This window comes from Neobacillus terrae (assembly GCF_011393025.1).
GTDB classification, from domain to species: domain Bacteria; phylum Bacillota; class Bacilli; order Bacillales; family Cytobacillaceae; genus Neobacillus_A; species Neobacillus_A terrae.
Map to the genome: position 1 here is coordinate 164327 of NZ_JAAOEO010000003.1, position 22479 is coordinate 186805.

Sequence of the window (22479 nt, forward strand, 5' to 3'; positions counted from 1 at the left end):
TTAGATTGGAAAAATAATAGTTTTAACAAAAATTATTGTTTTTTAACTTTATTAGGTTGGGGGAACATGAATGGTTAAAAAGGGGTTTTATATGTTTCTGTTATTAATTATTATCATGAGCGGCACAATTAGTAGTGTATACGCCTCTCCGGTTAATGACAAAGGTACCGCAAAAGTTCAGGGGAAGATTAAAGAGGGAGAAAAGCTCTTAAAAAACACTTTGGTATTGGTTCATGAAAAGGGGAAACAAAATTGGGTTCAGCTTATGACAGATGCCGCTGGATCTTTTAACTCAGACTTAACTGACGGCACCTATACAATTAAAGGGATTAAAGGTAAAAGCAATCCCTGGTATAGCACAGATAAAAGCTTTGTAGTTAAAGAAGGCAAAATTATAGGATCAAAAGACGGAGAGATTGATCTCCCAATAAAAAGACAAGCTGAGAAGCAAGTAAAAGATAAACAGGAAACAAGAACATCATTTGTAAAGGGAACAATTAAAGATAAAGCGACTGTCTTAAAGAACACTCAACTTCTGGTACAGGAAAAGGGAAAATTTAATTTGATTCAGACAGATGCTTCTGGTTCCTTTCAATCCAATCTATCAGATGGTATTTATACTGTTAAAGGCTTTAGAGGGCAAAATAAAGAATGGTATAGTACCAGCGAAGAATTTAGTGTAAAAGAAGGAAAAGTAAAAGGTTCAAAAGAAAGCGAGATTGTTATTACAGAAAAGAAAAGGAACAAGAAGATTTCCGATCAAACCAGCAGTTTTAATGGAATTTTAAGAGAAGGCAGCAAAGGCTTAAAAGCAGATTTATCAATTATAAAATCTGGTGAGGAAGAAATTTATACTGTTTCCTCCAAAGGTGATGGAAGCTTCTCTGCAGCACTTCCTGATGGTGAATACTATCTATATGGAATACAAGTTGACGGAGGCACTTACAGGTATGAGCAGAGCTTTTCAATTGAGAATGGTAAATTGTTAATAGAAGGTAAACCTCAAACACGTTTATCTATTACCATTCCAATTAAAGCGTATACAGGCAAAGTAAGCGATTCAATAAAACCACTGTCGGACGCTGATATCGTTTTAGAGAAGTATCTTTCTGAAAATGAATACGATATGGAATTTATTCAGGATGTCATAACTAATAACCAAGGAGCATTTTCCTTAAGAGCATTAAGTGATGGAAAATATTCCATTAGTATTTATTCCGAAACCTATTCATCCTGGAAAAAGCTAACTTTTGAAGTAGTAAAGGGAATCATTTATGTTGATGGAAAAAAGACATCTTCACTTAATATGACAGTCCCCGATATTAACTTAACTGGTACGCTTATGGAAGGAAAGAATCCTATAACCAATGCGTACATATCCATAGATGGCGAAACATATGGATTTGGTATGCAGGTTGACTCAAAAGGCCACTATCAATATCGTTTAGAAGATGGAATTTACAGAGTGACTTATATTGGGGAACAAAATCGGGGTACACCGGTAGATATCCCATTTGAAATCCGTAAAGGGCAGCTGCTTCAGAATGGAGAAATATCATCCAATTTAAAAATTGATTTGCCACCAGTCACTTTAACAGGAAAGCTGCTGGACTCAGGGAAAGCAGTTCAAGGTGGATTAGACATTATAAGTGATGACGGCCAGTCGTATTATGCTGCAACCGATGAGAGTGGAATCTATTCATTACGTTTGAAGGATGGCTCCTATGAAGCTCGAAACGGTTACTTATCTGATGAAGGAACAGATATTTGGCTTTCTGCCAAATTTCAGATTCTCAACGGCCAGCTTTTAGTTGATGGCCAGGAAAAATCTATGCTGGAGCTTCAGGTACCACCTGTAAGTCTGCATGGTACCGTAAAGGAAGGCGACAAGGTTTTAACAAGCGGCTACTTTACTGTTTGTTCAGATGAACAAAGTTTTTGCAGTTCAAGAAACTTTAATTCTGATGGAACTTTCTCTATGCGTCTGGCAGACGGGGAATACCGATTAGATAATGTTCAACTGGAGGATGGGACGACTGCCAATATTAATCAAGTTTTCTCTATTAAAGATGGAAAAGCATATGTAAATGGAAAGCAAGAAGAGCTGCTTGTCGTTTCAGTTCCACCGATTACATTAAAGGGTACATTGATGGAATCAGGAAAACCGGTGATGGGCGGAATCTACATCACGGAGGTCAATAATGCGGATAATCCTTTAACAGCTTGGGCCTCAACGGATGAAAACGGCAGCTTCAAATTCCGCCTCCCAGATGGGGATTATATGGTGTCTACTGTTACTCCTAATGACAACACTGAATTCAGTCCAAGAACAGAATTTAGTATCGTTTCAGGAGAACTATACTTAAACGGGCAGCCAAAAGATATGCTGGAAATAGCCGTTCCACCTATCACATTAAAAGGTACACTTAGCGAGGCAGGAACCCCTCTTATGGGTCAGGTTAACATCATGGAAACCAATAATGCAGACAATCCTCTGCAAGTAATGGCCTGGGCAAATGAGGAAGGAAAATTCCAGTCGCGGCTTCCAGATGGAGATTATGAGGTATCAAATGTTTATTTGCAGGACGGCAGTTATTTAAGCCAAATAATAGATTTTACTATAAGTTCGGGACAGCTGTATATTAATGGACAGCCTGAAGATATGCTAAATATTTCAGTTCCTCCTGTTACCCTAAAAGGAAAAATTACGGATTCAGGAAACCCGATTAGTGGTGGCGTCTCTATAATGGAGATTAACAATCCAGATAATCCCCAGTTTTTGTGGTTTGGAACAACTGAAGAAGGTAGTTTTACAGCCCGCCTTAAGGACGGGGATTATAAGATATATGAGGTCAATCTAAATGATGGCACGTCTTTTAATCCAGGAATAGAATTTAGTATAAAATCAGGTCAATTGTATGTTAATGGTGAATCGAAAGATACTTTGGAAGTTTCCCCTCCACCTATTACATTGGCTGGAAAACTGACTGATTCCGGCCAGCCAATCGGAGGGAACTTAACTATTAGTCAGGTCAATGATCCTAACTTATATACCTCAGTTTGGGTAAACGAGGACGGAAAATTCCAATGTCGTCTAAAGGATGGCGATTATAAGGTATCTGATGTGTACCTTAATGATGGAGCCTCATTCAGTCCCGGAATAGAGTTTAGTATAAATTCGGGCCACTTATTTATTAATGGACAACCAAAAGATATTCTGGAAATTTCAGCTCCTCCTATTTCTTTAAAAGGTACACTTACTGATTCAGGGAACCCGATAATGGGCCAAATCAATATTGAAAGCACCAATATCGATAACCCTTTATATTTTTATTCTTCGGCCAATGAAGAAGGCAATTTCCAATCACGGTTGCCAGATGGGGATTATAAGGTATCTGATGTTTATCTAAATGATGGAACAACATACAGCCCAAAAATAGTCTTCAGTATTATTTCTGGCCATATTTATGTAAATGGCGAACTGACTGATCTTCTCAATATAACTGTTCCACCTATCACTCTATCGGGCACTGTTTATAATGGCGAGCAAGTTGTAATGGATGGAAACGTAGGAATAAGTTCATTAGATGAAAATCATAATAGCTATAATGGTTGGATTCAAGGTGGGACCTATAGAGTTCGGCTTCCCGATGGTGAATATGAACTCTCGACCGTATATGATTACCAAAATGGTTCCTTTTACTTTGGTAAAAAGTTTATCATTTCAGAAGGAAAACTTATTGTAGACGGGCAGGAAGTAAATACTTTGGATTTGAATTTGAAAGACGGATCGCAACAATAAAATGGAAAATATTAAAGGAATCCTTCTCGGGATTCCTTTATTACCTTCTATTATTCCTCCAATTCCTTTGAACTTGCTTGCTGAAGAAAGTGGTCCTTTTTCGTATTTCTAATTTTGATATTTGGATTTTCTGATATAAATAAGAGTCGGTTCTGCTTTTTGATCATAAAGCTTGAGAAGAGTTTCATGGCATCATTGGCAGTGAGATTTTTCTTTTCATCGTTTAGCTGGAGAGAACTATGGTGAAGTATAAATTCGAGTTGATTTTCGTGTAAACAAAATGATTTTTCCTGGATAAGTGGGATATATTGATATGGAGAGCAATTTTGCGGAGCTTCTGGCTGTTTGGAAACACAAAGAGCATCATAAAATACAGGTTTTCCGGTTAATTTAATTTCCCTCTCGTTCGGCCTTTCGCCGATAAAGATGACGGAATCTGGAGTGAAATTCTTCATTTTTGACATTCCTCTAACCATCCCCTATAGACAATCTTTTACATATTTTTTTAATATTCGACATTATATCAGAAAAACCTTTTTAGAAAAAATAAAATATGTTAATATCTTTGCACATATAACATTAAAAATGGTTTCATTTAAAAAAATTACTTTACTGCAAAAACAAGCGAAGCCGCTGATCGATTATCAGCGGCTTCTTATATTACAGGGGGGTTTTATATTAGTATTACCATTTTTCCCTCTTATAAACATCATAAAGAAAAGTCCGGCGGGGGAAGCCGGAATCAACAATGAGGATATAAGAGGGTTTCATTGATTCTCTATAGGTGGATTTTGGGAGAAATTTGTTTTGAGTAATTATACACTGACCATAAAGCGGCTGCCTGAAACAAGTTTTCCCGATTTTACACTGGGGGGAGTGTCCTGGGAATTTGCCAAACAGCATTCTTTTTTCTTTAGCTCCATTATTACTAATTCCATTTGTTCCACACGATTATTTAGGCTATCCACATGTTGATTGCTTTTGGCCACCATTCGGATAAGACTTTCAAGTAGGGCCTCCAGGCTTTGGATGATATCTTTATTACTATCCAATTGGGATTTCCTCCTTCGTTGCAGGATCACTCCGAGCTTCCTGCGGCTTGCCGCTCAGGAAGCGAACAGTCTCGGCGACCACTTCTGTGACATAGACTTTTTTACCTTCCTGATTTTCATAGTTACGGGTCTGAATACGGCCCGTAATTCCGATTACAGACCCCTTCCGGCAATATTGTGCCGTATTTTCGGCCGTTTTTTTCCAAAGGGTACATTGGACAAAGTCAGCTTCAATTTCACCATGATGGTTCCTGTAATGCCGATTGACTGCCAGAACTACATGGGCGACAGGGGTCCCTTCAGTTGTCATTCGGAGCTCGGGATCCTTTGTCAATCTTCCTACCAAGGTAACCTGGTTGATCACTTTTCCTCATCTCCTCTCTCTTTGATGTTTCCATCATAGCTCTCTGACTGCTGCTTTGTAAAAACGGCAAAATTTGATTTTAAATTGCTTTTTTTCCTTAAAATTCGATTTTGCATAGGCGAAAATCGAATTTTAAATCAAAGAATCATCTTTCTTCTTAAAAATGGCAGGTTGGGAAAAGATTTTTCGACAAAACCTAAATTCGCATTCGAATGTTGTTATGGTATAATTTAGGGGAGAATGTGTGGCCAGCAAAAGCGAATGGAGGGGAAATATGAAAACCTTTAAATTAATCTCATTAGAAATAGTAGATAATGATGATTTAATCAATATTCCTTTGGAGCATGGCTTGATAATTAATAAAGAGGACGAGCATTCCACATGGCTGCTTGAGGCTTATTCTGATCTGTCAGTTTATGACTACCTTAAAAAATTGGAAGACAGTGATTCAGAAATCATTATGCAGGCTGTAATCACAAAGCCAGAAAATGAACCGGCTTACTTTCAAACAAGAATTACCACACTAAAAAAGTTCTCTGAAAAATTGAGTGTCTTATTTGAAGGCCAATTAAGGAGAACGAGAAGAGATTATTCCGAGCTTCTTCTTGACAGTCTCCTCCAAAAAGGATTTACCGGAAATACCCTTTTAACTGAATTTAAGGATAAAATGAAAAGCAAGCCGCGAATAAAGTAGGAAAAGGACAGGGCATCCTGTCCTTTTTGTTTACTCATCTTTATTGTCTTTGTCTTTCCTGTCCCTGCTGTCTTCGATTGGTTCTTCCGGCTTGGTATTGTTGTCTTTTGTGATGTCGCCATCATTTGGGGTGTTTTTGTCTTCTTTCTCTGGATAGTAATTGTCCTTATTGTTTAAATTTTGATTAGGTGTATTATCCCTTAAATTATTATCACGAATATCATTCTTCTTCACGTCGTTATTCCTAACATCCGGAGTATTTGTGGTTGGAGGCGGCGGGTTGTTGTCATTTCTATCATTATTGGTACATCCAGCTAGCATTAACGCAGATAAAAAGGCTCCTCCAATTAACATTGCTATTTTTTTCTTCATCGGTAAATCCCCTTTCATTTTTGGTCTGATTTTAGATTGCCCAACAAAGGAAAAAAGTTGCGTTTTTAGAGTAATGGTGGATTTTGGTACTTGATTGGAATTAGAGAAAAAAAGCCGGCTAATTTCAGCCGGCTTTTCATCCTTATTCTTTTTTATCACCGAGTGCAAATGTGATTTCTGTTTCACAGACAATTTCTCCATCAACCGTTGCTGTTCCTTTACCTTTACCGATTGGACCGCGCAGGCGTGTCATTTCGACTTCCAGTCGCAATTGGTCACCTGGTCTAACCTGCTTTTTAAAACGGCAGTTATCAATACCAGCGAAAAATGCGAGGCGTCCTTTGTTTTCTTCCTTTATCAGCATAGCTACTGCACCAACCTGCGCAAGTGCTTCAACAATTAACACGCCAGGCATAACAGGGTAATCAGGAAAATGGCCATTAAAGAACTCTTCATTTGCCGAAACATTTTTGATCCCAACAGCTCTTTTTCCTTCTTCAATCTCCAATATTTTATCTACTAGCAAAAATGGATAGCGGTGTGGAATGATTTCCTTAATTTGTGTTATATCCAACATTTTAGTACCTCCTACTAGGAATAGGTGTTTAACTCATTTTACTATTATTCGTATATAAAAAGGAAGGGAATTCTCCCTTCCTTTTTATTTTTCTTTGATAACTATATCGCGAATATGTGTATAGGTTGATTCCTTTAGTGCATCCATTGGCTTCCCATGTCCGACTACACCATAGCCAACAACCAATCCGCCCAAAAAACAAACTACTATCAAGAAAAGCACAATAAGAACTCTAAGCCAAATGGGGAATTTACGCTTCCTGCGCTTAACTTTAATAATTGCATCCTTTTCCCTTTGTTCAGCTTTTTCCTTCTTAACTTGTTCTCTAGTCATAGGCTGATTTTGGTCCATCGGCATTTCCTTTATTCTCCCTTTAGCGGATTCCATTCACGAGCCCCATCATTTGATCAGCCATAGTTATCGACCTGGCCTGAAACTGGTAGGAACGCTGGACATTTAACAGGTCAGTCATTTCCTTAGACATATCGACATTCGATTGCTCCAGCATCCCCTGTCCAACAGAAGCCCGCTGGCGAAGTGCTCCATTTAATTCAGTAAAGACACCTAGAACCTGCCCGGCATTTGGGTTTAAACCAATTAAATTAGACCCCTTTTGTTCAAAAAATTGCGGTTTATTAATTTGAATCATACCCAAATTAAATGATTGAGTAGTACCGTCAGTCATTTTTGCGGAAAGCCTACCATTTTCATCAAATTTATACTCTGAAGCATCGCCATGGATGATAATTGGTTTGTTGTTTTCATCTAGCACCGGATTTCCTGCTGCATTCACAAGCATAACTTCATTCTCGGCCACTGGTGAAACAGAAAGCGCTCCATCACGGGTATATTGTACCGAGCTATCTGTTCCATTCTGGACAAGAACCTTGAAATACTGCCCTTCCTTTTGAAGAGCAACGTCAAGAGAGCGTCCTGTTGATTTTAACGAACCTATAGACATATTGATTTGAACCTGGCCAAGTCTTGCACCGGTCCCCTGTCTGATCCCATTTGGAGTCAGGCGGTTTGCTTCAGCCTTGGTATCCGGCTGGTTGTTAAACTCACTGTATAGCAGGTCTGTAAAATTCGCCTGCCTGCTTTTAAAACCGGTTGTGTCAAGATTAGAAAGGTTGTTACTTATTATGTCCATCTGTTTTTGTAATTGATTCAGCGTATTTGTAGACGTAATCATTGTCTGATTCATAAAAATCCCCCTCTCTGTAAAATTTTATTAGTTAACTCTGCCGATTTCATTCGCTGCTTTTTCCATACTTTTATCATAAGCCTGAAGAATCTTTTGATTAGCTTCAAACGAGCGGTAAGCTGTCAGCATATCTGTCATTGTCCTGCTTGCATCGACATTCGATCTCTCCAGGAATCCCTGCTGGGTCTTAAAACGTACACCCTGCTGGCCATAGGCATTGGCAAGCGGCGTTCCGTCTTGGGTCCTGTAAAGGCCCTCACCTTCTTTAATCATACGAAGGGGATTATCTGAATAACCAGCTCCAAGGAGAGCTCTTTCCCCGTTTGCTCCAGTAATTTTTCCATTTTCATCAATAGTAAATTGATCGCTGGAAAGCTGGATGGTACGGCCCTTTTCATCAAGTACGTAATATCCATTGCCATTTGTTAAATAACCCTGTGAGTCAAGAGTAAAGTTTCCGTTCCGTGTATAGCGGATATCACCGTTTGGATTTTGAACGGTAAAAAAGACTGAGCCTTTTTTTTGAGCGTCTGTCGGCATAAGTACATCAATTAATGCCACATCTGTCTTACTGCCGGTCTGCTGAACGTCTCCCTGAACAAAATTGGGCATAGCCTCCTGCATATAGACACCGGTATTCAGAGGTCCAACTGTTTGATTTTCCGGTACTGAAAAACCATTACTAACTGGAACCTCTTTTTGCCCAAAACGTTCCAATAGCATTTCCGGGAATGCTCTCATTGAAGATTGATCGGCTTTATATCCGGGAGTATTGGCATTTGCCATGTTATTTGAAAGCATTTCTGTCCTGCGCTGCTGCGCCAGCATACCGGAAGCAACGGTATAGAATCCTTTAAACATCCTTTTACACCTCATTATCCACTAATAAATGGGCGGAATATATTTCCGTTCATACCACTTACTCTCTATTATAAAAAATAATTCCTAAATAAACATTAGTTTTTTGCAGAAAAAAGGAATTTCCAGAAAAAACCTGTCGAAAACTTGTGAATTAACTTAAATAGAGGGATAACATGCTTATAAATAAGATTTATGGTGCTGTAATATCTACGGTTTTAATTAGTTTCATAATATTGGGTCCAGTATTTTGGATTGTATCCCTTTGGCATTTCCACTACTTCTAGTTTTCAGTACTGGTTTTTCTTTTCTCATTGAAAAAGTATGCAACTTCTTAAATATAAAGAAGTGGTCTTATTTTAATAATGTAGTGACGTATTCTGCAGCCGGTTTCCTAGCTGAATTAATTTTCTGTTCTACTAGCAGCGAGGGTATTCATTACAACCTCTTTAATAGCCTTATTTGGTGTTCCTGCACATATTGTATATTTCCATGTACTAATTAAGGTTTACAATGAGCGAAAAATAAAAAACCTGACGGATTCCGCCAGGTCTCATCATTAGCTTAATTTTCTTTTGGCAATTCGATCAATATTATCGAGCATGATGCCTGTTCCAATTGCAACACAATCCATTGGATTTTCTGCTACAAGGACTGGAACCTTTAGTTCTTCTGCCAATAATGTATCAATCCCGTGCAGCAATGCGCCGCCTCCAGTCAGGATAACACCGCGGTCAATAATATCGGCTGACAATTCAGGCGGAGTGCGTTCAAGAACACTCTTTGCAGCCTGTACAATAACTGCTACTGACTCTCTCAAAGCCTGTTCAACTTCTTCAGAGTTAACACTAATAGTACGCGGAAGTCCGCTTACCATATCACGGCCGCGAATTTCCATTTCCTCCGAACGGGATCCTTGAAAAACAGTACCGATATTGATTTTAATATTTTCAGCTGTACGCTCACCTATCAATAGCTTGTACTCACGTTTGATATAGTTAAGAATTTCATTATCAAACTTATCTCCAGCCATTTTAATCGAGGAAGAGGTAACGATATCACCCATAGATAAAACCGCAACATCTGTTGTTCCTCCGCCGATATCCACAACCATATTACCATAAGGCTGGAAGATATCCATTCCCGCACCGATTGCGGCTACTTTAGGTTCTTCTTCAAGATAAACCTTTTTGCCGCCGCTTTTTTCTGCAGCTTCCCTTATCGCTTTTTGCTCAACGCTTGTAATATTCGTTGGGCAGCAAATCAAAATGCGTGGCTTAGAAAGAAATCCTTTAACATTCAATTTATTAATAAAATGCTTCAGCATTGCTTCCGTCACATCAAAGTCTGCAATAACTCCATCTTTTAATGGGCGGATGGCCACAATATTTCCAGGTGTCCGGCCTACCATACGGCGAGCTTCTTCACCAACCGCTAAGACTTTGTTAGTATTTTTATCAATTGCTACAACAGAAGGTTCATTCAATACGATTCCACGGCCTTTAACATGAATCAGCACGTTAGCCGTTCCCAAATCAATCCCAATATCTCTAGCAAACATTCTTTATTCTTTCCTCCTTGGAACGATTCCTTTTACTTTCCCTAATTTTCTATTTTATCACAATGATTTCAAATTCAATACCTTTTGAGAAAAAATATGCTTTTTTTTGGTATTTATTGTAGTAAAAAAGGAGGATTAATGATGAGTAAAGCAAGGGGATTTTTGAGGAGTATTTTATTTGGCGGCTTAGCCCTATGGTCTGCTGATTCAGCAGGATTAGTATATCCTTTAACTAAGCCGCTTCTTCTTAACTAAATTTTTATTACTTAACAGGTTCACCTTCTCTTTCTTCTTTCTGGTATTTCATTTTTGTAGCCTCTCCGCCGCGCAGATGGCGTATGGATTTATGGTAATCTAAAATTTCTTTTACTTCATTGGCAAGGTCTGGATTGATCTCTGGAAGCCTTTCAGTTAAATCTTTATGGACTGTACTTTTGGATACGCCAAACTCCTTCGCTATGACGCGAACCGTTTTTCTCGTCTCCACGATATACTTTCCAATCTTGATAGTTCTCTCTCTGATGTAATCGTGCACACCACTCGCCCTCCCCAAATTGGATGTGAGAAGTGTGAAATGAGACCCGCTTATCACTCCGACGAAATTCTGCTTCCGCATAATCCCTCATGCGGCAGAAAGCAATGCTTTCTCAATATACAAGGATTAATCATGTCCCCGGCTAAATACCCGTTGCATTCAAACGACTCTTCACCTCAAACACTCTCGTTGATAGGTTTGTAACATTGTATTAGCCTGTTTAAGGATATATGCACGAAAAACGCAATCAGGACAAGGTATATGAGAAGTTTTTTGAAAATTGGACGTATTTGCTGATGCTGAAGAAAATGGAGGGTCTCAATATTGATGAAATTTTTTGTCGATTTTCAATTTATTTCCCGAGAAATTTGTCAAACACTGCGGAAAAACGACAAAAGAAAAAACACCACTTAGAAGTGGTGCTTTGGTCATTGCTCTTTCAGGCTATCGACAGAAACACTTTGTTTTTGAGTAGGATTATCAAGAGGATGAATGGTGGCCATCCCTTTATCCTGATCAACATGTTCGATATAAATGCTTGATCCGTTGTACATCACATTTGTCGTATCTGATGAATCACAAATTTGCTGTGCTCTTTTTGCGTCCAATTTTAAAGCCTCCTTTTCTTTTAAAAACAATTAAAGTATTTGTCCCTTGTCTGTTAAATATTCTTTAGAAGAAAAATCCCCGGCCAATTTAGACCAGGGATTATCTTTGTATTATTTGTTTCTTGCTTCCTCATAAACGGATCTAACCAATTTAACGGGCACCTGTGAGCCTCCACTGTACTGAACGCCTTCAACCAGCATCGCCACCAGCAGGCTAGGATGATCTGTATTGTAGGCTACGAAGAAACCATTTTCTGTTCCTTTTTCACCCTGCTTTTTCTTTAACTCCGCAGTTCCAGTCTTGCCTGAGAGTGGGTATCCTGGAATGTCAGCACGGTGAGCTGTTCCTGCGGGATCTCCAACTATCTTTCTCAAGATTGGAGCGATGGTACCAACTGCCTGTGGTGAAATAACCTGCTCCTTCAACACCTGCTTTTTCTGGTCGGACATAAGAATGACCGGTTTAATCATATTTCCGTTATTCACGAAAGGAGTATAAGAATCCATTAAATGAACCATATTTGTTTGGATCTGGCCTTGTCCGTAGCCGGAATCGGCCAAAGAAATTTCGCTTGTCATTTCCCCTGTTTTAGGAGTCTCGAGCGGGAATGGAAAATCTGACTCCGTTTCAAAACTGAACTTTTTCAAGCCATCAATGAACTTATCTTTTCCAAGATTTAACGCTGTCTGTGCAAAATAAATATTGTCAGACTGAATAAGTGCTGTTTCGAGATTAACTGGGTTTGCCTCATGTACGCGTGTAACGAAATAGCCGCCCCATGATTTATCCTTCTGCCACTGCTTGCCGGAAATATTGACACCCTCTGTTGGATTAATCGCATTATTGGTAAGCGCAATGCCTGCCGTTACAGGCTTTAAGGTGGAACCTGGCGCATATCCCTGCTTAAAGCGTGTAATCAACGGTTTTTGTGGATTGTCCTCGAGCGCCTTCCACTGAGCCTGTGAAGCTCCTAGAGCAAGTGGATTCGGGTCAAAGGAAGGTGAGCTTACAAGCGCAAGCACTTCACCTGTGATTGGATTCATAGCTGAGGCTGCACCTGCTTTACCAGCCATTTTGCCAAAAATATTCAACTGAAGATCTGCATCAATTGTCAGCTGTACTTCTTTTCCGTCTTGAACTGGTTTTTCAGCCAGTACTTCCTGGCTGCCATCTTTTTTCTTAATCGTAATTTTAACACCACTCTGGCCTCTAAGCTGGTCTTCATAAACCTGCTCAAGACCTCTCTTGCCAATCACATCGCCGGCTTCGTAGCCTTTATCCTTTAACTTCTCAATATCCTCAGCTGTAACTCCCCCGACATAGCCAATTAGCTGTGCGGCAGCATCCTTATAGGGGTAGACCCTCGCTTCGACTTTCTTTGTCTGGACTGGCTCAAGCTTGATTAGCTCCTGAATTCGTGCCTGGTCATCCTTTGCCACCTTTTTGAGGGGTACAAAGTATTCAGGTTTAACCCAGGTTGCGGTGATTGCCTTATTGATCTGGTCTGGAGTCATGTCCACGAGCTTGGATAATTGTGCGATGATCTGTTCCTTCTGATCTCCCATTTTCTCAGGAACAATTCCCACCTCATAGGCTTCTCCATTAACCGCAAGCATTTTCCCATTACGGTCAGCAATCGAGCCGCGCTTAGGAGGAGTTGAAGAAAGACCGATTTTATTTCCTTCTTTTAGCTGAGGGAAAATCTGTGTAGTATCCCAATCAACATACCAGTTCTTGTCCTCTTTTTTTAGCTGGGCTTTCTGGGTAAAATCAATTGGCCCCGCCACACTGTTCATTTTTGCCGTATAGGAATAACTCACATTTTCGCCCTTAGGCTGATCATCCTTCTTCGGCTTTTTGTATTGAACCTTTAAATCCTTAATCTGTAGGTCTTCATATATCTTTTGATAACGGCCGACAAAATCCTTTTTGTTAATAGATTTTTTCGCATCCTTTGATAAAAATCCATACATCTTATCAAAGTCCTTTTTATTCCACGAATCGATATAGCTAGCAAACCGATCCTGTGGCAAGGGTTCCTTCGTACATCCGGCAGTTATCAAAAAAAACATGGCCGCCATAATTATTAGACTCCATTTTTTCATCAATCTTCCCCCTTTTTCTTCTATTTTAGCATAATGAAATTTGAGGGACCAATAAAAGGAAAATCCAAACAAAAGACAGCAGGATTTCTCCTGCTGTCCGAAATTTTATTATGAGTTAGAGCTGTCTTTGGAAGATTCCTCTGAAGGAGTTTTGCTGTCATCAGATTTTTTATCAGACTTACTGTCGCTGGATTTTTCCTTTGACTTAGTGTCTGTTGAATCCTTTGACTTGCTATCACTGGAATCTTTAGGCTTTGTGTCAGTAGCATCTTTAGATTTAGAATCAGTGTTTTGATCCTTGGAATCTTTTGTTTGGTCTTCAGTTGTACCTTTTTCATCAGGAGTGCTGCTTTGGTCATCAAGTTTGCTGTCATGGCCTTGTACTCCATCATCTGATGCAGCTGGTGTACCATTATCAGCCTCTAATGCACTCAGTGGCTTGTCCAGATAAGTTTCTGGGTTTACAGCAACACCGTCTTTGCGGATTTCAAAATGAACATGTACGCCTGCTTTTTCATTAAACAAGCTTTGACCGGCACTTGCAAGGACTTGTCCCTGTTCAACCTGGTCGCCAACCTTAACCTTCATGTCTTTAACAGATTGATATTGAGTTACAATACCTTTGTCATGCTCCAACTCAATCACATTGCCAAGTAGTGTATCTTCCTCTACTTTTGTAACAGTACCGCTTAGAGCCGCAACAACGTCAAATGATTTACCATCTTTCGACTTTACATCGATACCAGAGTTAGGAACATACTTATTGTCGTAATAGACTAATGCTGCTTCCTGATCTGCTTCTTTGCCTTTAAAGTCGTAGAACTTTTTCTCGATAACAGGGGCTACAGATTTACTTACTGGCATTACGAAATTTTCGAGTGCCCGGCTAACTTCTACTGCCGGATGATTATTGTTTTTGCCGGCAATATCGTTTGCTTTGTAACCGTATTTGTCTGTCGCACTGCTACTGTTTTGGTACCATAGGACCACCGTCAGGATAATTGCTGCACTTGCAATATAGATTGCTGGGAATACCCACCGCTTTTTGAAAAAGCGTTTGTAACTAGAGCCTTGAGAAGATCTTTTTTCTTCCTCTCTCATTTTCATCACCTCAGCAATCAGTCTGAACAGATCGCTAGAATTATATACATTCGGCAAAAAAATTTTTTCTGATTATTTTTCGACAAAAGTTTAATTTATATGCATGGGGAGAGAAAATATTTATTATGGGGTTTAAAAATGGCATTCGCAGAGCCCGCCAATCCCCTCTCTCGATGATCTAGCACATGTCCAGTCATTCAGCTGTGGAACACTTTAAAGCTAGAGTCATTGCCTAATTGGGCATCAGCTTTTATTTAGGATGGTAGGTTCGGCCTCGGCACTTACCTTCAGAAGCCAAATCTGCTGAAGCTAAAAACCTATACGCAACTTGATAAGAAAGTAAATTGGCGAATTTTTTAAATTCAGCATTATTAATAGATTTTTTTATGAGTAAAAAGTAGTCTTCCAATATGGTGAGATATGCATTGCTGGATTTGAAGCCACAATTTGCACACGTCCAAATTTTATGTTTATAACTCATGGGGATTGTTCCACAGTTTGGGCACATAGCGCCAGTTTTAATTTTATTGAAGGGGATATGGAATTCTTCCAGAAGGTTTTGATCAAGAGGGGTATGCCGGTTAAGCAACTGTCGGGAGAGCTTGCGGATATCTTTTGGAGATAAACTTTCTTCCTTATAAATCCTTGAGAATTGGTTAACTTTCTGTAGCATACAATCACTGTTACAGGACCGTCGGAAAACAATTTCATACCCAGGATCTGCACTTAAGATAGCTTTATCATTAGCATTCACAAAAAGAAACTCAATAGGTACGTTTGGAAAATGATGTTTCTCAAGCCAGTACTTCAGTTGCTCGCTTTGCCACTGAACCTGCAAAACTGGATTTTTTCGCCGTTCTACCTTGTCATTATTTTTTACAATTAGTTGATTGAAACTCTTGTCAAAATGTAGCTCTCCGGCCCGATTCTTTACTTCAATTGCAAAAATACATCTCGAAGTTACAATCAGCTTGTCTATTTGAAAAAACACATCGTTAATTCCAAGTCTCAGTCCATGGAAAATAAAGTGATTACCAGAAGATAAACCTTTCAAGTAATAATTAACTGACTTCTCTCCTCTGTAACCAGCCTCTCTTCTTTGGAACTCCTCCCATATGGCTTGGTAGGCCGGGAAATGGATGTCCAGTCTATTTATTAAGACATTCAACTTCCGATTTCTTAGTGGCCTTTCAAATTTATTCATCTCCAAATGTGCATCACCCCTTATTTATATATCTTTTTTCTACTTTCTATTAATAAAACCTGCCGTTCTCTTCCAAGACCTATGTAAATTTTGTGTCAAATTTGATTGTTTTAAGGTTTTATCAATCATCTTGAGAGTAATATCGATCATTTCGAGCACCTAATTCATCATTTTGGGGGACATATCGATTAAGTTGAAAATTCTATCAATCATTCTGAGGGAAATACCATTTCGTGGACGATCTTGGTCAGCTGAAAAGCCAGGCGGACGCCTGACTCAGGTAATTTCGCCTTTTCCCCGATTAAAAGCAAATTACCTCTTTTTTTAGGAAAACACAATTTATCAATCAGTTTTCAAGATTAATCACTCATTTTGAAACATTAATCACTCATTTTGAAACATTAATCACTCATTTTGGCAGACATATCGATTAAGTTGCGAATTCTATCAATCATTCTGAGGGAAATACCATTTCGTGGACGATCTTGGTCAGCTGAAAAGCCAGGCGGACGCCTGGATCTGGTAATTTCTCCTTTTCCCCGATTAAAAGCTTTTTTAGGAAAACCCAATTTATCAATCACTTTTCAAGATTAATCACTCGTTTTGATCCTTTAATCAATCATTTTGGCAGACATATCGATTAAGTTGCTAATTCTTTCAATCATTCTTAGGAAAATACCATATCGTGGACATTCTTAGCCAGCTGAAAAGCCAGGCGGACGCCTGGCTCTGGTAATTCCATCTTTTCCCCGATTAAAAGAAAGTTACCTCTTTTTTAGGAAAACACAATTTATCAATCACTTTTCAAGATTAATCACTCATTTTGATCCTTTAATCAATCATTTTGGCAGACATATCGATTATTTCGCTATAAGCTCCCATTAGAAATGCCAGACCCCTTGGGCCTGGCATTTTATTTTTTCGCGGTAATCAAGGCGAGCATACTTTTTGCAGAGGAGATTTCGACACCCTGGTAGTAATGCTTCACGATATCCTCACAGGTTTTGCCTTCTGCTGCCATTCCGTTGGCACCGTATTGACTCATCCCAACTCCATGCCCATAGCCCCGCGTAGTAATTATTATGTTGTCTCCTTTTTTCTCCCATGTAAAGTCAGAGGAACGCAGAGCCAGTTTTTCTCGGATTTCCTTGCCGGTAAGGACTTTTCCATTAAAGTCTACCTTCCCTACACGTTTACCCGCAGTCCGTTCAACGATCTTTCCAATTGTATTACCGCTCTTAAGCCTAACACCGAGCAGTTTTTGAAAGTCACCTAAAGCAATAACCTTACTGCTTTTATATTTTGGAGATTTTTTATCCCAGGGACTAGCAACGCTGCGTAAATAGGGGAAGGAATTGGACCAGTAATCCTCTGAGTTTTCGGTATAACCATTGCTGGTTGAGAAAAAGGTCGCTGTAATTGCCTGGTTTTGATAAGTCAAAATTTCACCGCTTGTTGCCTGAACCGCCTCATGGACTTTCTTCTTTTTCCAGCTGTAGTCCATTCCCCAGGCTCGCTTTAATTCATCATCACTTTTATATACCTGATGTATTTCAGTATCCGTCACTTGTGCTCCTTTTGGGAGACCGAGACTATCTTTACTCAGCATTTGCTTTACAATATAGGTTCTCGCAGTCAGGGCCTGTGCTTTTAAAGCTTCAATCTCAAAGTCTGCCGGCATTTCTGCCGCAACAACGCCCTCGAGATACTGATCTAATGGGAGTGTCTCAATCCTCTTTTTTGCTGTGCGATAGACAGCCACCTCTGCGGCGGAATCCTCAGAAGGAACGACCTCCTTCTTTTCCTTATTCCTGTTCAGCTCTTCTCCCAGTTTGCCGTTTGCCTTGCCTTCCATAAAAGGTGCAACCATAATCGCCGGAACGATCAGGGTAATCGCAAAAATAAGAGCTGCTAGGACAAATAGTGGTTTGAATTTTTTCAAGTTGAATACCCCCATATGAAAAGTAAAACGGCGGCAGCACCGCTTCTTTTTAAACATATGGCACGGGACAAGCATTTATGACTACAGAAAATCTCCTCCAATAAAGAAAAAACCGAAGCTCCAAAGTGTCAGACATCTGACAGCTAGGTTCTTCGGTCTTCTTCATCTATTTGATTCTAAGCGTTCATGTCAGCAATAAAGCTTTCGTTTTCAACAGTGATTTCCTGCTCGTCGTTAACGCGCTCAACATCTGCACCAAGTGCATGAAGTTTTTTATGGAAATCAACATATCCACGATCCAGATGCTTAAGCTCTGTTACACGTGTATATCCTTCTGCAACTAAACCTGTCAAAATCAACGCAGCTGCTGCACGTAAATCCGTTGCAGCTACTTCTGCTCCTTGAAGGTTGCTCATACCATTTAATATAACAGAACGGCCCTCAATTTTAATATCAGCATTCATGCGGCGGAATTCTTCCACATGCATAAAGCGATTTTCAAAAACTGTTTCTGTAATCATGCTGGTGCCTTCTGCACGAAGCAGTAAAGCCATCATTTGGGATTGCATATCAGTTGGGAAGCCTGGATGAGGCATTGTTTTAATATCAACAGCCTTCATTTTTTCTGGTCCAATTACTCGGATACCATCAGCTTCTTCCTGAATGATAACACCCATTTCCTGCATTTTTGCGATTAAAGAAGAAAGATGTTCTGGCACAGCACCTTTCACAAGCACATTTCCGCGAGTAAGCGCAGCTGCAACCATGAAGGTTCCAGCTTCAATACGATCAGGAATAATTGCGTGTTCTGTACCGAATAATACTTTTACGCCTTCAATGCGAAGTGTGCCTGTTCCGGCTCCTTTTACCTTTCCTCCCATTTTATTCAAAAGGTTGGCTAGATCAACAATTTCAGGTTCTTTTGCAACGTTTTCAATGACTGTTGTACCCTCAGCAAGGGCAGCAGCCATCATTATATTTTCAGTAGCTCCTACGCTTGGGAAGTCTAGGTAGATCTTGGCGCCCTTCAAGCGGCCCTCAACCTCTGCTTCAATAAATCCATTGCCGACCTTCACTTTTGCACCCATTGCTTCAAAGCCTTTAAGGTGCTGATCAATCGGGCGGGATCCAATTGCACAGCCGCCAGGCAAAGCAACACGAGCTCGCCCATTGCGTGCCAATAATGATCCCATAACAAGTACCGAAGCACGCATTTTTCGAACGTATTCGAATGGCGCTTCTTCATTTAACTCTCTGGATGCATCAACAATTACTGTATTATTTTCAAAAACCACTTCTGCGTTTAGGTTCCTTAATACTTCATTGATCGTATATACATCGGAGAGAGTCGGTACATCATGTATTACACTTTTTCCATCACTTGCTAATAATGTTGCAGCGAGTACAGGCAGAACAGAGTTTTTTGCACCTTCAACTTTAACTGTTCCATTTAACCTTTGACCGCCGCGGACGATGATCTTTTCCAAGAGTATTCCCCTCCGCGTCCAATTTCTCTATATTAATATTCAACCGTTATGATTGGTGTGCCAATTACAATCGTATTCTTAGCGCCCAATCCTTCAGACCGCACAGCGACTTGTAAATTAAAACTTCCATTTTTACCATCAATGGAGTTGGCAAACATTGGCGAAAATCCAGTTACTGACATAAATGAGTCTTCCTTTAACGCTTCTACTTCTTTTGCGTTAAAAGCTGAAAGGACATTTTTTACTTTATTAGGTAAAGCCTTAACCATCTTATCACCGTAAACGCCCTTTATACAAGAAAAAATTGCAGGTTTTTCACGAAATATGTCGCTTAGTCTATCTTCAAATTTTCCACCTGTGAAAAAAGACTCAGTTGACGAATTCCAGGCAGTTCCAGTCGTACGATATATAATATACGCATCTGCCTTTTGTTTTGTGAGGGTTGCCATAAGTTGAAGAGATTCTTTACGATTTTGATGACTTGGGGAAACAGCGGTGATCTCCCATTTTTGCCGGGATGAAGATGGGGTGGACCACTTCCAATCCGGAAACTTTTGTCGAAAATCGTCTGTGTAGGCCTGTATCTCCTTTTGGGTTTTCAGGTTTACCAAATGTTCCCTTGCATTCAAAGACCATTCGTCGAGTAAAATATTTTCGCTTTGCAAAACGGAAGCCAATTTAAGTAAGTCAAGCCCCTCATTGGCTACAGTCGTTCTATTCCCAACTTGTAAAATAATAAAACCAATGATGGCAAACATTATAAAAAAAACTTTTATTTTCCTATTCATCTATAATTCCTCCCCCTTAGTAACATTGTTGCCATTAGGGGAAGGAGCATACTTGGGAATTATCGTCACTTTTTGACACTTTACCTATGTATGCCAACCTTCGACACTTATTGTCAAACAAGGAATCTTGTTAAAGGCTGAGCATAAATGCCCTATGTCTTCAGTGTAAGAATACAAGCTTTGCAAAGCTCCAATATCGAATCTCTATTTTTTATAACAACTTTAAATTTTACAGAAAAAGATGGGAATTGGAAACCCGCAAAAGTACCTAAATATTTACCAATTGGAAAATGTACGGCAGCTGTTTCGACCACTGCAGATAATCCAGGAAGAAGTTGCTGACCGATGATCCAATCATAATTGCCAATAATATATACAGCACTCTTGCCTGGAATACATGATTGGCGCGAAGTAATTTATCGAGATGAATTGCCTGAAGAGCCCACCAGGACAAAGCAATAAAAATTAAATGTGAAATAATGCTTAATAATGCCTGCTGTCCTAAATCGACCAAGCTTGCACCTCCTTTTTTACCAAGTTCCATCTTACCATATTGAGCCCTTTTTCTCGAATGTTTTCACCTAAAAATTGGAATTATTTATTTTTACTCAAAAATAAAGAGAAGAAAGCAAATTTGCTCTCTTCTCTTGGAAATTGTCCCTTTATTTACCGTGAGACTTTCTGCCTCCCCCGAAGCTTAAGGCCTACTGTAAGAAATCAGTAAACTGGTTGGTGTGGTTATGCATAAAGTCCAGCGCTGTATTTGGCAAAATACCCAAAATAACGGTTGCTGCCACGCAAATGGTTAATACAATCAAAATTCCCGTTGGAATATTGAATTTGGTTTCCTTTGCTGCAGGTCGGAAGAAAATTTGAGTCAGTATCCCGAAATAGTAGAAATAAGATACTACTGTTGTCGCAATCATAATGGACGCCAAAACGTAATGAGGATTGTCTCCTGTAAAGGCTCCTATAAAGATATTCACCTTTCCAATAAAGCCGGCCGTACCCGGAAAACCAGCAAGGGACAGAATTAAAATTCCCATTGCAGCTGCCAGCCATGGTGAACGTTTATATAGTCCGGCAAACTGGCTGATCTCTTCGGAGCCTTCTTTTTCAGAAACCAACTGAATGACCGCGAAGGCACCAAGGTTCATGAAAAGATAGGCAAGCAGGTAAAACCAGATGGCATCAAACATGACAAAGCTTAGTGAAGCAAACGCGACGAGGATATAACCTGCGTGCGCTATGCTTGAATATGCAAAAAGCCGCTTGATATTCGTTTGCCTTAAGGCAATGACGTTTCCAATAATCATCGTTGCTCCTGCTATGAAGGAGATATAATCCTGCATATGCAGAAGAATTGGTATCGAGCCTGGTCCGTTTGACGGAGTTACTCCGAAAATGGACAGCAGTACACGCGTTATTAGGATAAAGCCTGCTGACTTTGAGACCACACTAAGGAATGCTGTGACAGGTGTTGGTGCTCCCTGGTAAACATCCGGTGCCCACATATGGAACGGGGCTGCCGCAAGCTTAAAGGCGAGACCGATGAAAATCATAAGGAATGCCAGTCCAAGCAGGTACGCATATTGTGGATTTCCCAGAGAAGCAAGCTGCCCGGCAATCCCCTTTAGATTAGTCGTGCCAGTTAAGCCATATACATAGCTCATTCCGAACAATGTGATAGCTGTTGAAATTCCGCCGTTTATGACATATTTCATCGCAGATTCATTAGATTTAATATTGCGTTTCTTGATTCCCGCAAGAATATAGGAAGAAATGGACAACAGTTCAAGTCCTACAAACAAGGTAATTAAATCACCGCTTGAGGCCATCATCATAGCGCCAAGTAAAGCAGTTAAAAACAGGTAGTAAAACTCTCCCCGTGATTCTTCCATTCCTTCTTTTGGTTCATAGCTGACCGCCAAAAGGAGGACAAGTGCCGAACCGCCAAGCAGGATAAATTTAAATACTTTTGAAAAAGCATCGAGGCGGAATGTATCATCCAAAATGGAAGCAACAGGATGGTCTATCATTCCCGCAAGTGCTGCTATAGCTGCTACAATCGCTGCTATACCAACATATCCGAATACTTTCCGATCCATTTTGTCGGGCATGAATAAATCCAATAACGAAAGAAGTGCTGCAACAGCCAAGATGATGAACTCTGGTGCCATGATTCCCCACTGAAATGATTGCAATGTCTCAAGACTCATCCTTC

General features: G+C 39.8%; 21 protein-coding genes. 2 read left to right on the plus strand and 19 right to left on the minus strand.

Annotated features, from left to right (window positions below; translation table 11 throughout):
- The first annotated feature begins 70 nt into the window (after positions 1-70).
- Positions 71-3802, plus strand: a complete 3732-nt coding sequence (locus tag G8761_RS05405; RefSeq protein ID WP_166024433.1) for a carboxypeptidase-like regulatory domain-containing protein — start codon at positions 71-73, stop codon at positions 3800-3802.
- A gap of 50 nt (positions 3803-3852) precedes the next feature.
- On the opposite strand, the gene G8761_RS05410 is transcribed toward G8761_RS05405, so the two are convergent.
- The 3 genes from G8761_RS05410 to ssb form a co-directional block, all read right to left on the minus strand.
- Entirely contained in the window at positions 3853-4266 is a 414-nt protein-coding gene (locus G8761_RS05410) for a hypothetical protein (protein WP_166024435.1), read from the minus strand.
- A gap of 351 nt (positions 4267-4617) precedes the next feature.
- The gene (locus tag G8761_RS05415) at positions 4618-4854 is read right to left on the minus strand and encodes a hypothetical protein (protein WP_166024437.1); all 237 of its coding nucleotides are present in this window, start codon (positions 4852-4854) and stop codon (positions 4618-4620) included.
- Complete coding sequence (ssb, locus tag G8761_RS05420; RefSeq protein WP_166024438.1) at positions 4847-5218, minus strand: single-stranded DNA-binding protein; 372 nt, start codon at positions 5216-5218, stop codon at positions 4847-4849. Before ssb ends, G8761_RS05415 begins: the two co-directional genes overlap by 8 nt.
- A 274-nt stretch (positions 5219-5492) precedes the next feature.
- On the opposite strand from ssb, the gene G8761_RS05425 reads away from it, so the two are divergent.
- On the plus strand, positions 5493-5912 hold the full coding sequence (locus G8761_RS05425; RefSeq protein WP_166024441.1) for a YwpF family protein: 420 nt from the start codon (positions 5493-5495) through the stop codon (positions 5910-5912).
- A 30-nt stretch (positions 5913-5942) separates the two neighbouring features.
- On the opposite strand, the gene G8761_RS05430 is transcribed toward G8761_RS05425, so the two are convergent.
- The 16 genes from G8761_RS05430 to nuoN all read right to left on the minus strand — a co-directional run bounded on the left by G8761_RS05430 (position 5943) and on the right by nuoN (position 22474).
- Positions 5943-6284: a hypothetical protein gene (locus tag G8761_RS05430; RefSeq protein ID WP_166024443.1), complete on the minus strand. Its 342-nt coding sequence runs from the start codon at positions 6282-6284 to the stop codon at positions 5943-5945.
- 142 nt (positions 6285-6426) lie between these two features.
- Positions 6427-6861 (minus strand): 3-hydroxyacyl-ACP dehydratase FabZ, encoded by a 435-nt coding sequence (gene fabZ / locus G8761_RS05435; RefSeq protein ID WP_166024445.1) that lies wholly within the window; start codon positions 6859-6861, stop codon positions 6427-6429.
- 84 nt (positions 6862-6945) lie between these two features.
- The gene (locus tag G8761_RS05440) at positions 6946-7248 is read right to left on the minus strand and encodes a DNA-directed RNA polymerase subunit beta (protein ID WP_243449900.1); all 303 of its coding nucleotides are present in this window, start codon (positions 7246-7248) and stop codon (positions 6946-6948) included.
- Complete coding sequence (locus G8761_RS05445) at positions 7235-8065, minus strand: flagellar hook-basal body protein (protein ID WP_166024447.1); 831 nt, start codon at positions 8063-8065, stop codon at positions 7235-7237. The genes G8761_RS05440 and G8761_RS05445 overlap by 14 nt, the downstream gene beginning before the upstream one ends.
- Before the next feature lie 27 nt (positions 8066-8092).
- Positions 8093-8926 carry a flagellar hook-basal body protein gene (locus G8761_RS05450; RefSeq protein WP_166024449.1) on the minus strand — a complete coding sequence of 278 codons (834 nt, stop codon included), beginning with the start codon at positions 8924-8926 and terminating at the stop codon, positions 8093-8095.
- Positions 8927-9482: 556 nt separating this feature from the next.
- Positions 9483-10484 carry a rod shape-determining protein gene (gene mreB / locus G8761_RS05455; RefSeq protein ID WP_166024451.1) on the minus strand — a complete coding sequence of 334 codons (1002 nt, stop codon included), beginning with the start codon at positions 10482-10484 and terminating at the stop codon, positions 9483-9485.
- Positions 10485-10746: 262 nt separating this feature from the next.
- A complete protein-coding gene (gene spoIIID / locus G8761_RS05460) occupies positions 10747-11019 on the minus strand; it encodes a sporulation transcriptional regulator SpoIIID (protein WP_027323440.1) in 273 nt (90 codons plus the stop codon).
- Between the two features lie 428 nt (positions 11020-11447).
- Positions 11448-11627, minus strand: coding sequence for a small acid-soluble spore protein H (locus G8761_RS05465; RefSeq protein ID WP_166024453.1), 180 nt, complete (start codon positions 11625-11627; stop codon positions 11448-11450).
- A gap of 111 nt (positions 11628-11738) precedes the next feature.
- Entirely contained in the window at positions 11739-13733 is a 1995-nt protein-coding gene (locus G8761_RS05470) for a penicillin-binding transpeptidase domain-containing protein (protein ID WP_166024455.1), read from the minus strand.
- Between the two features lie 108 nt (positions 13734-13841).
- On the minus strand, positions 13842-14834 hold the full coding sequence (locus tag G8761_RS05475; RefSeq protein WP_166024457.1) for a stage II sporulation protein SpoIIQ: 993 nt from the start codon (positions 14832-14834) through the stop codon (positions 13842-13844).
- A 250-nt stretch (positions 14835-15084) separates the two neighbouring features.
- On the minus strand, positions 15085-16038 hold the full coding sequence (locus tag G8761_RS05480; protein WP_275940685.1) for a nuclease-related domain-containing protein: 954 nt from the start codon (positions 16036-16038) through the stop codon (positions 15085-15087).
- A gap of 913 nt (positions 16039-16951) precedes the next feature.
- Positions 16952-17980, minus strand: coding sequence for a stage II sporulation protein D (gene spoIID, locus G8761_RS05485; protein ID WP_166024461.1), 1029 nt, complete (start codon positions 17978-17980; stop codon positions 16952-16954).
- 176 nt (positions 17981-18156) lie between these two features.
- Positions 18157-19467 carry a UDP-N-acetylglucosamine 1-carboxyvinyltransferase gene (gene murA, locus G8761_RS05490; RefSeq protein ID WP_166024463.1) on the minus strand — a complete coding sequence of 437 codons (1311 nt, stop codon included), beginning with the start codon at positions 19465-19467 and terminating at the stop codon, positions 18157-18159.
- A gap of 32 nt (positions 19468-19499) precedes the next feature.
- On the minus strand, positions 19500-20255 hold the full coding sequence (locus tag G8761_RS05495; protein ID WP_166024466.1) for a YwmB family TATA-box binding protein: 756 nt from the start codon (positions 20253-20255) through the stop codon (positions 19500-19502).
- A 268-nt stretch (positions 20256-20523) separates the two neighbouring features.
- Positions 20524-20769 carry a DUF1146 family protein gene (locus G8761_RS05500; RefSeq protein ID WP_243449901.1) on the minus strand — a complete coding sequence of 82 codons (246 nt, stop codon included), beginning with the start codon at positions 20767-20769 and terminating at the stop codon, positions 20524-20526.
- Positions 20770-20959: 190 nt separating this feature from the next.
- On the minus strand, positions 20960-22474 hold the full coding sequence (nuoN, locus tag G8761_RS05505) for an NADH-quinone oxidoreductase subunit NuoN (protein WP_166024470.1): 1515 nt from the start codon (positions 22472-22474) through the stop codon (positions 20960-20962).
- Positions 22475-22479: the final 5 nt, after the last annotated feature.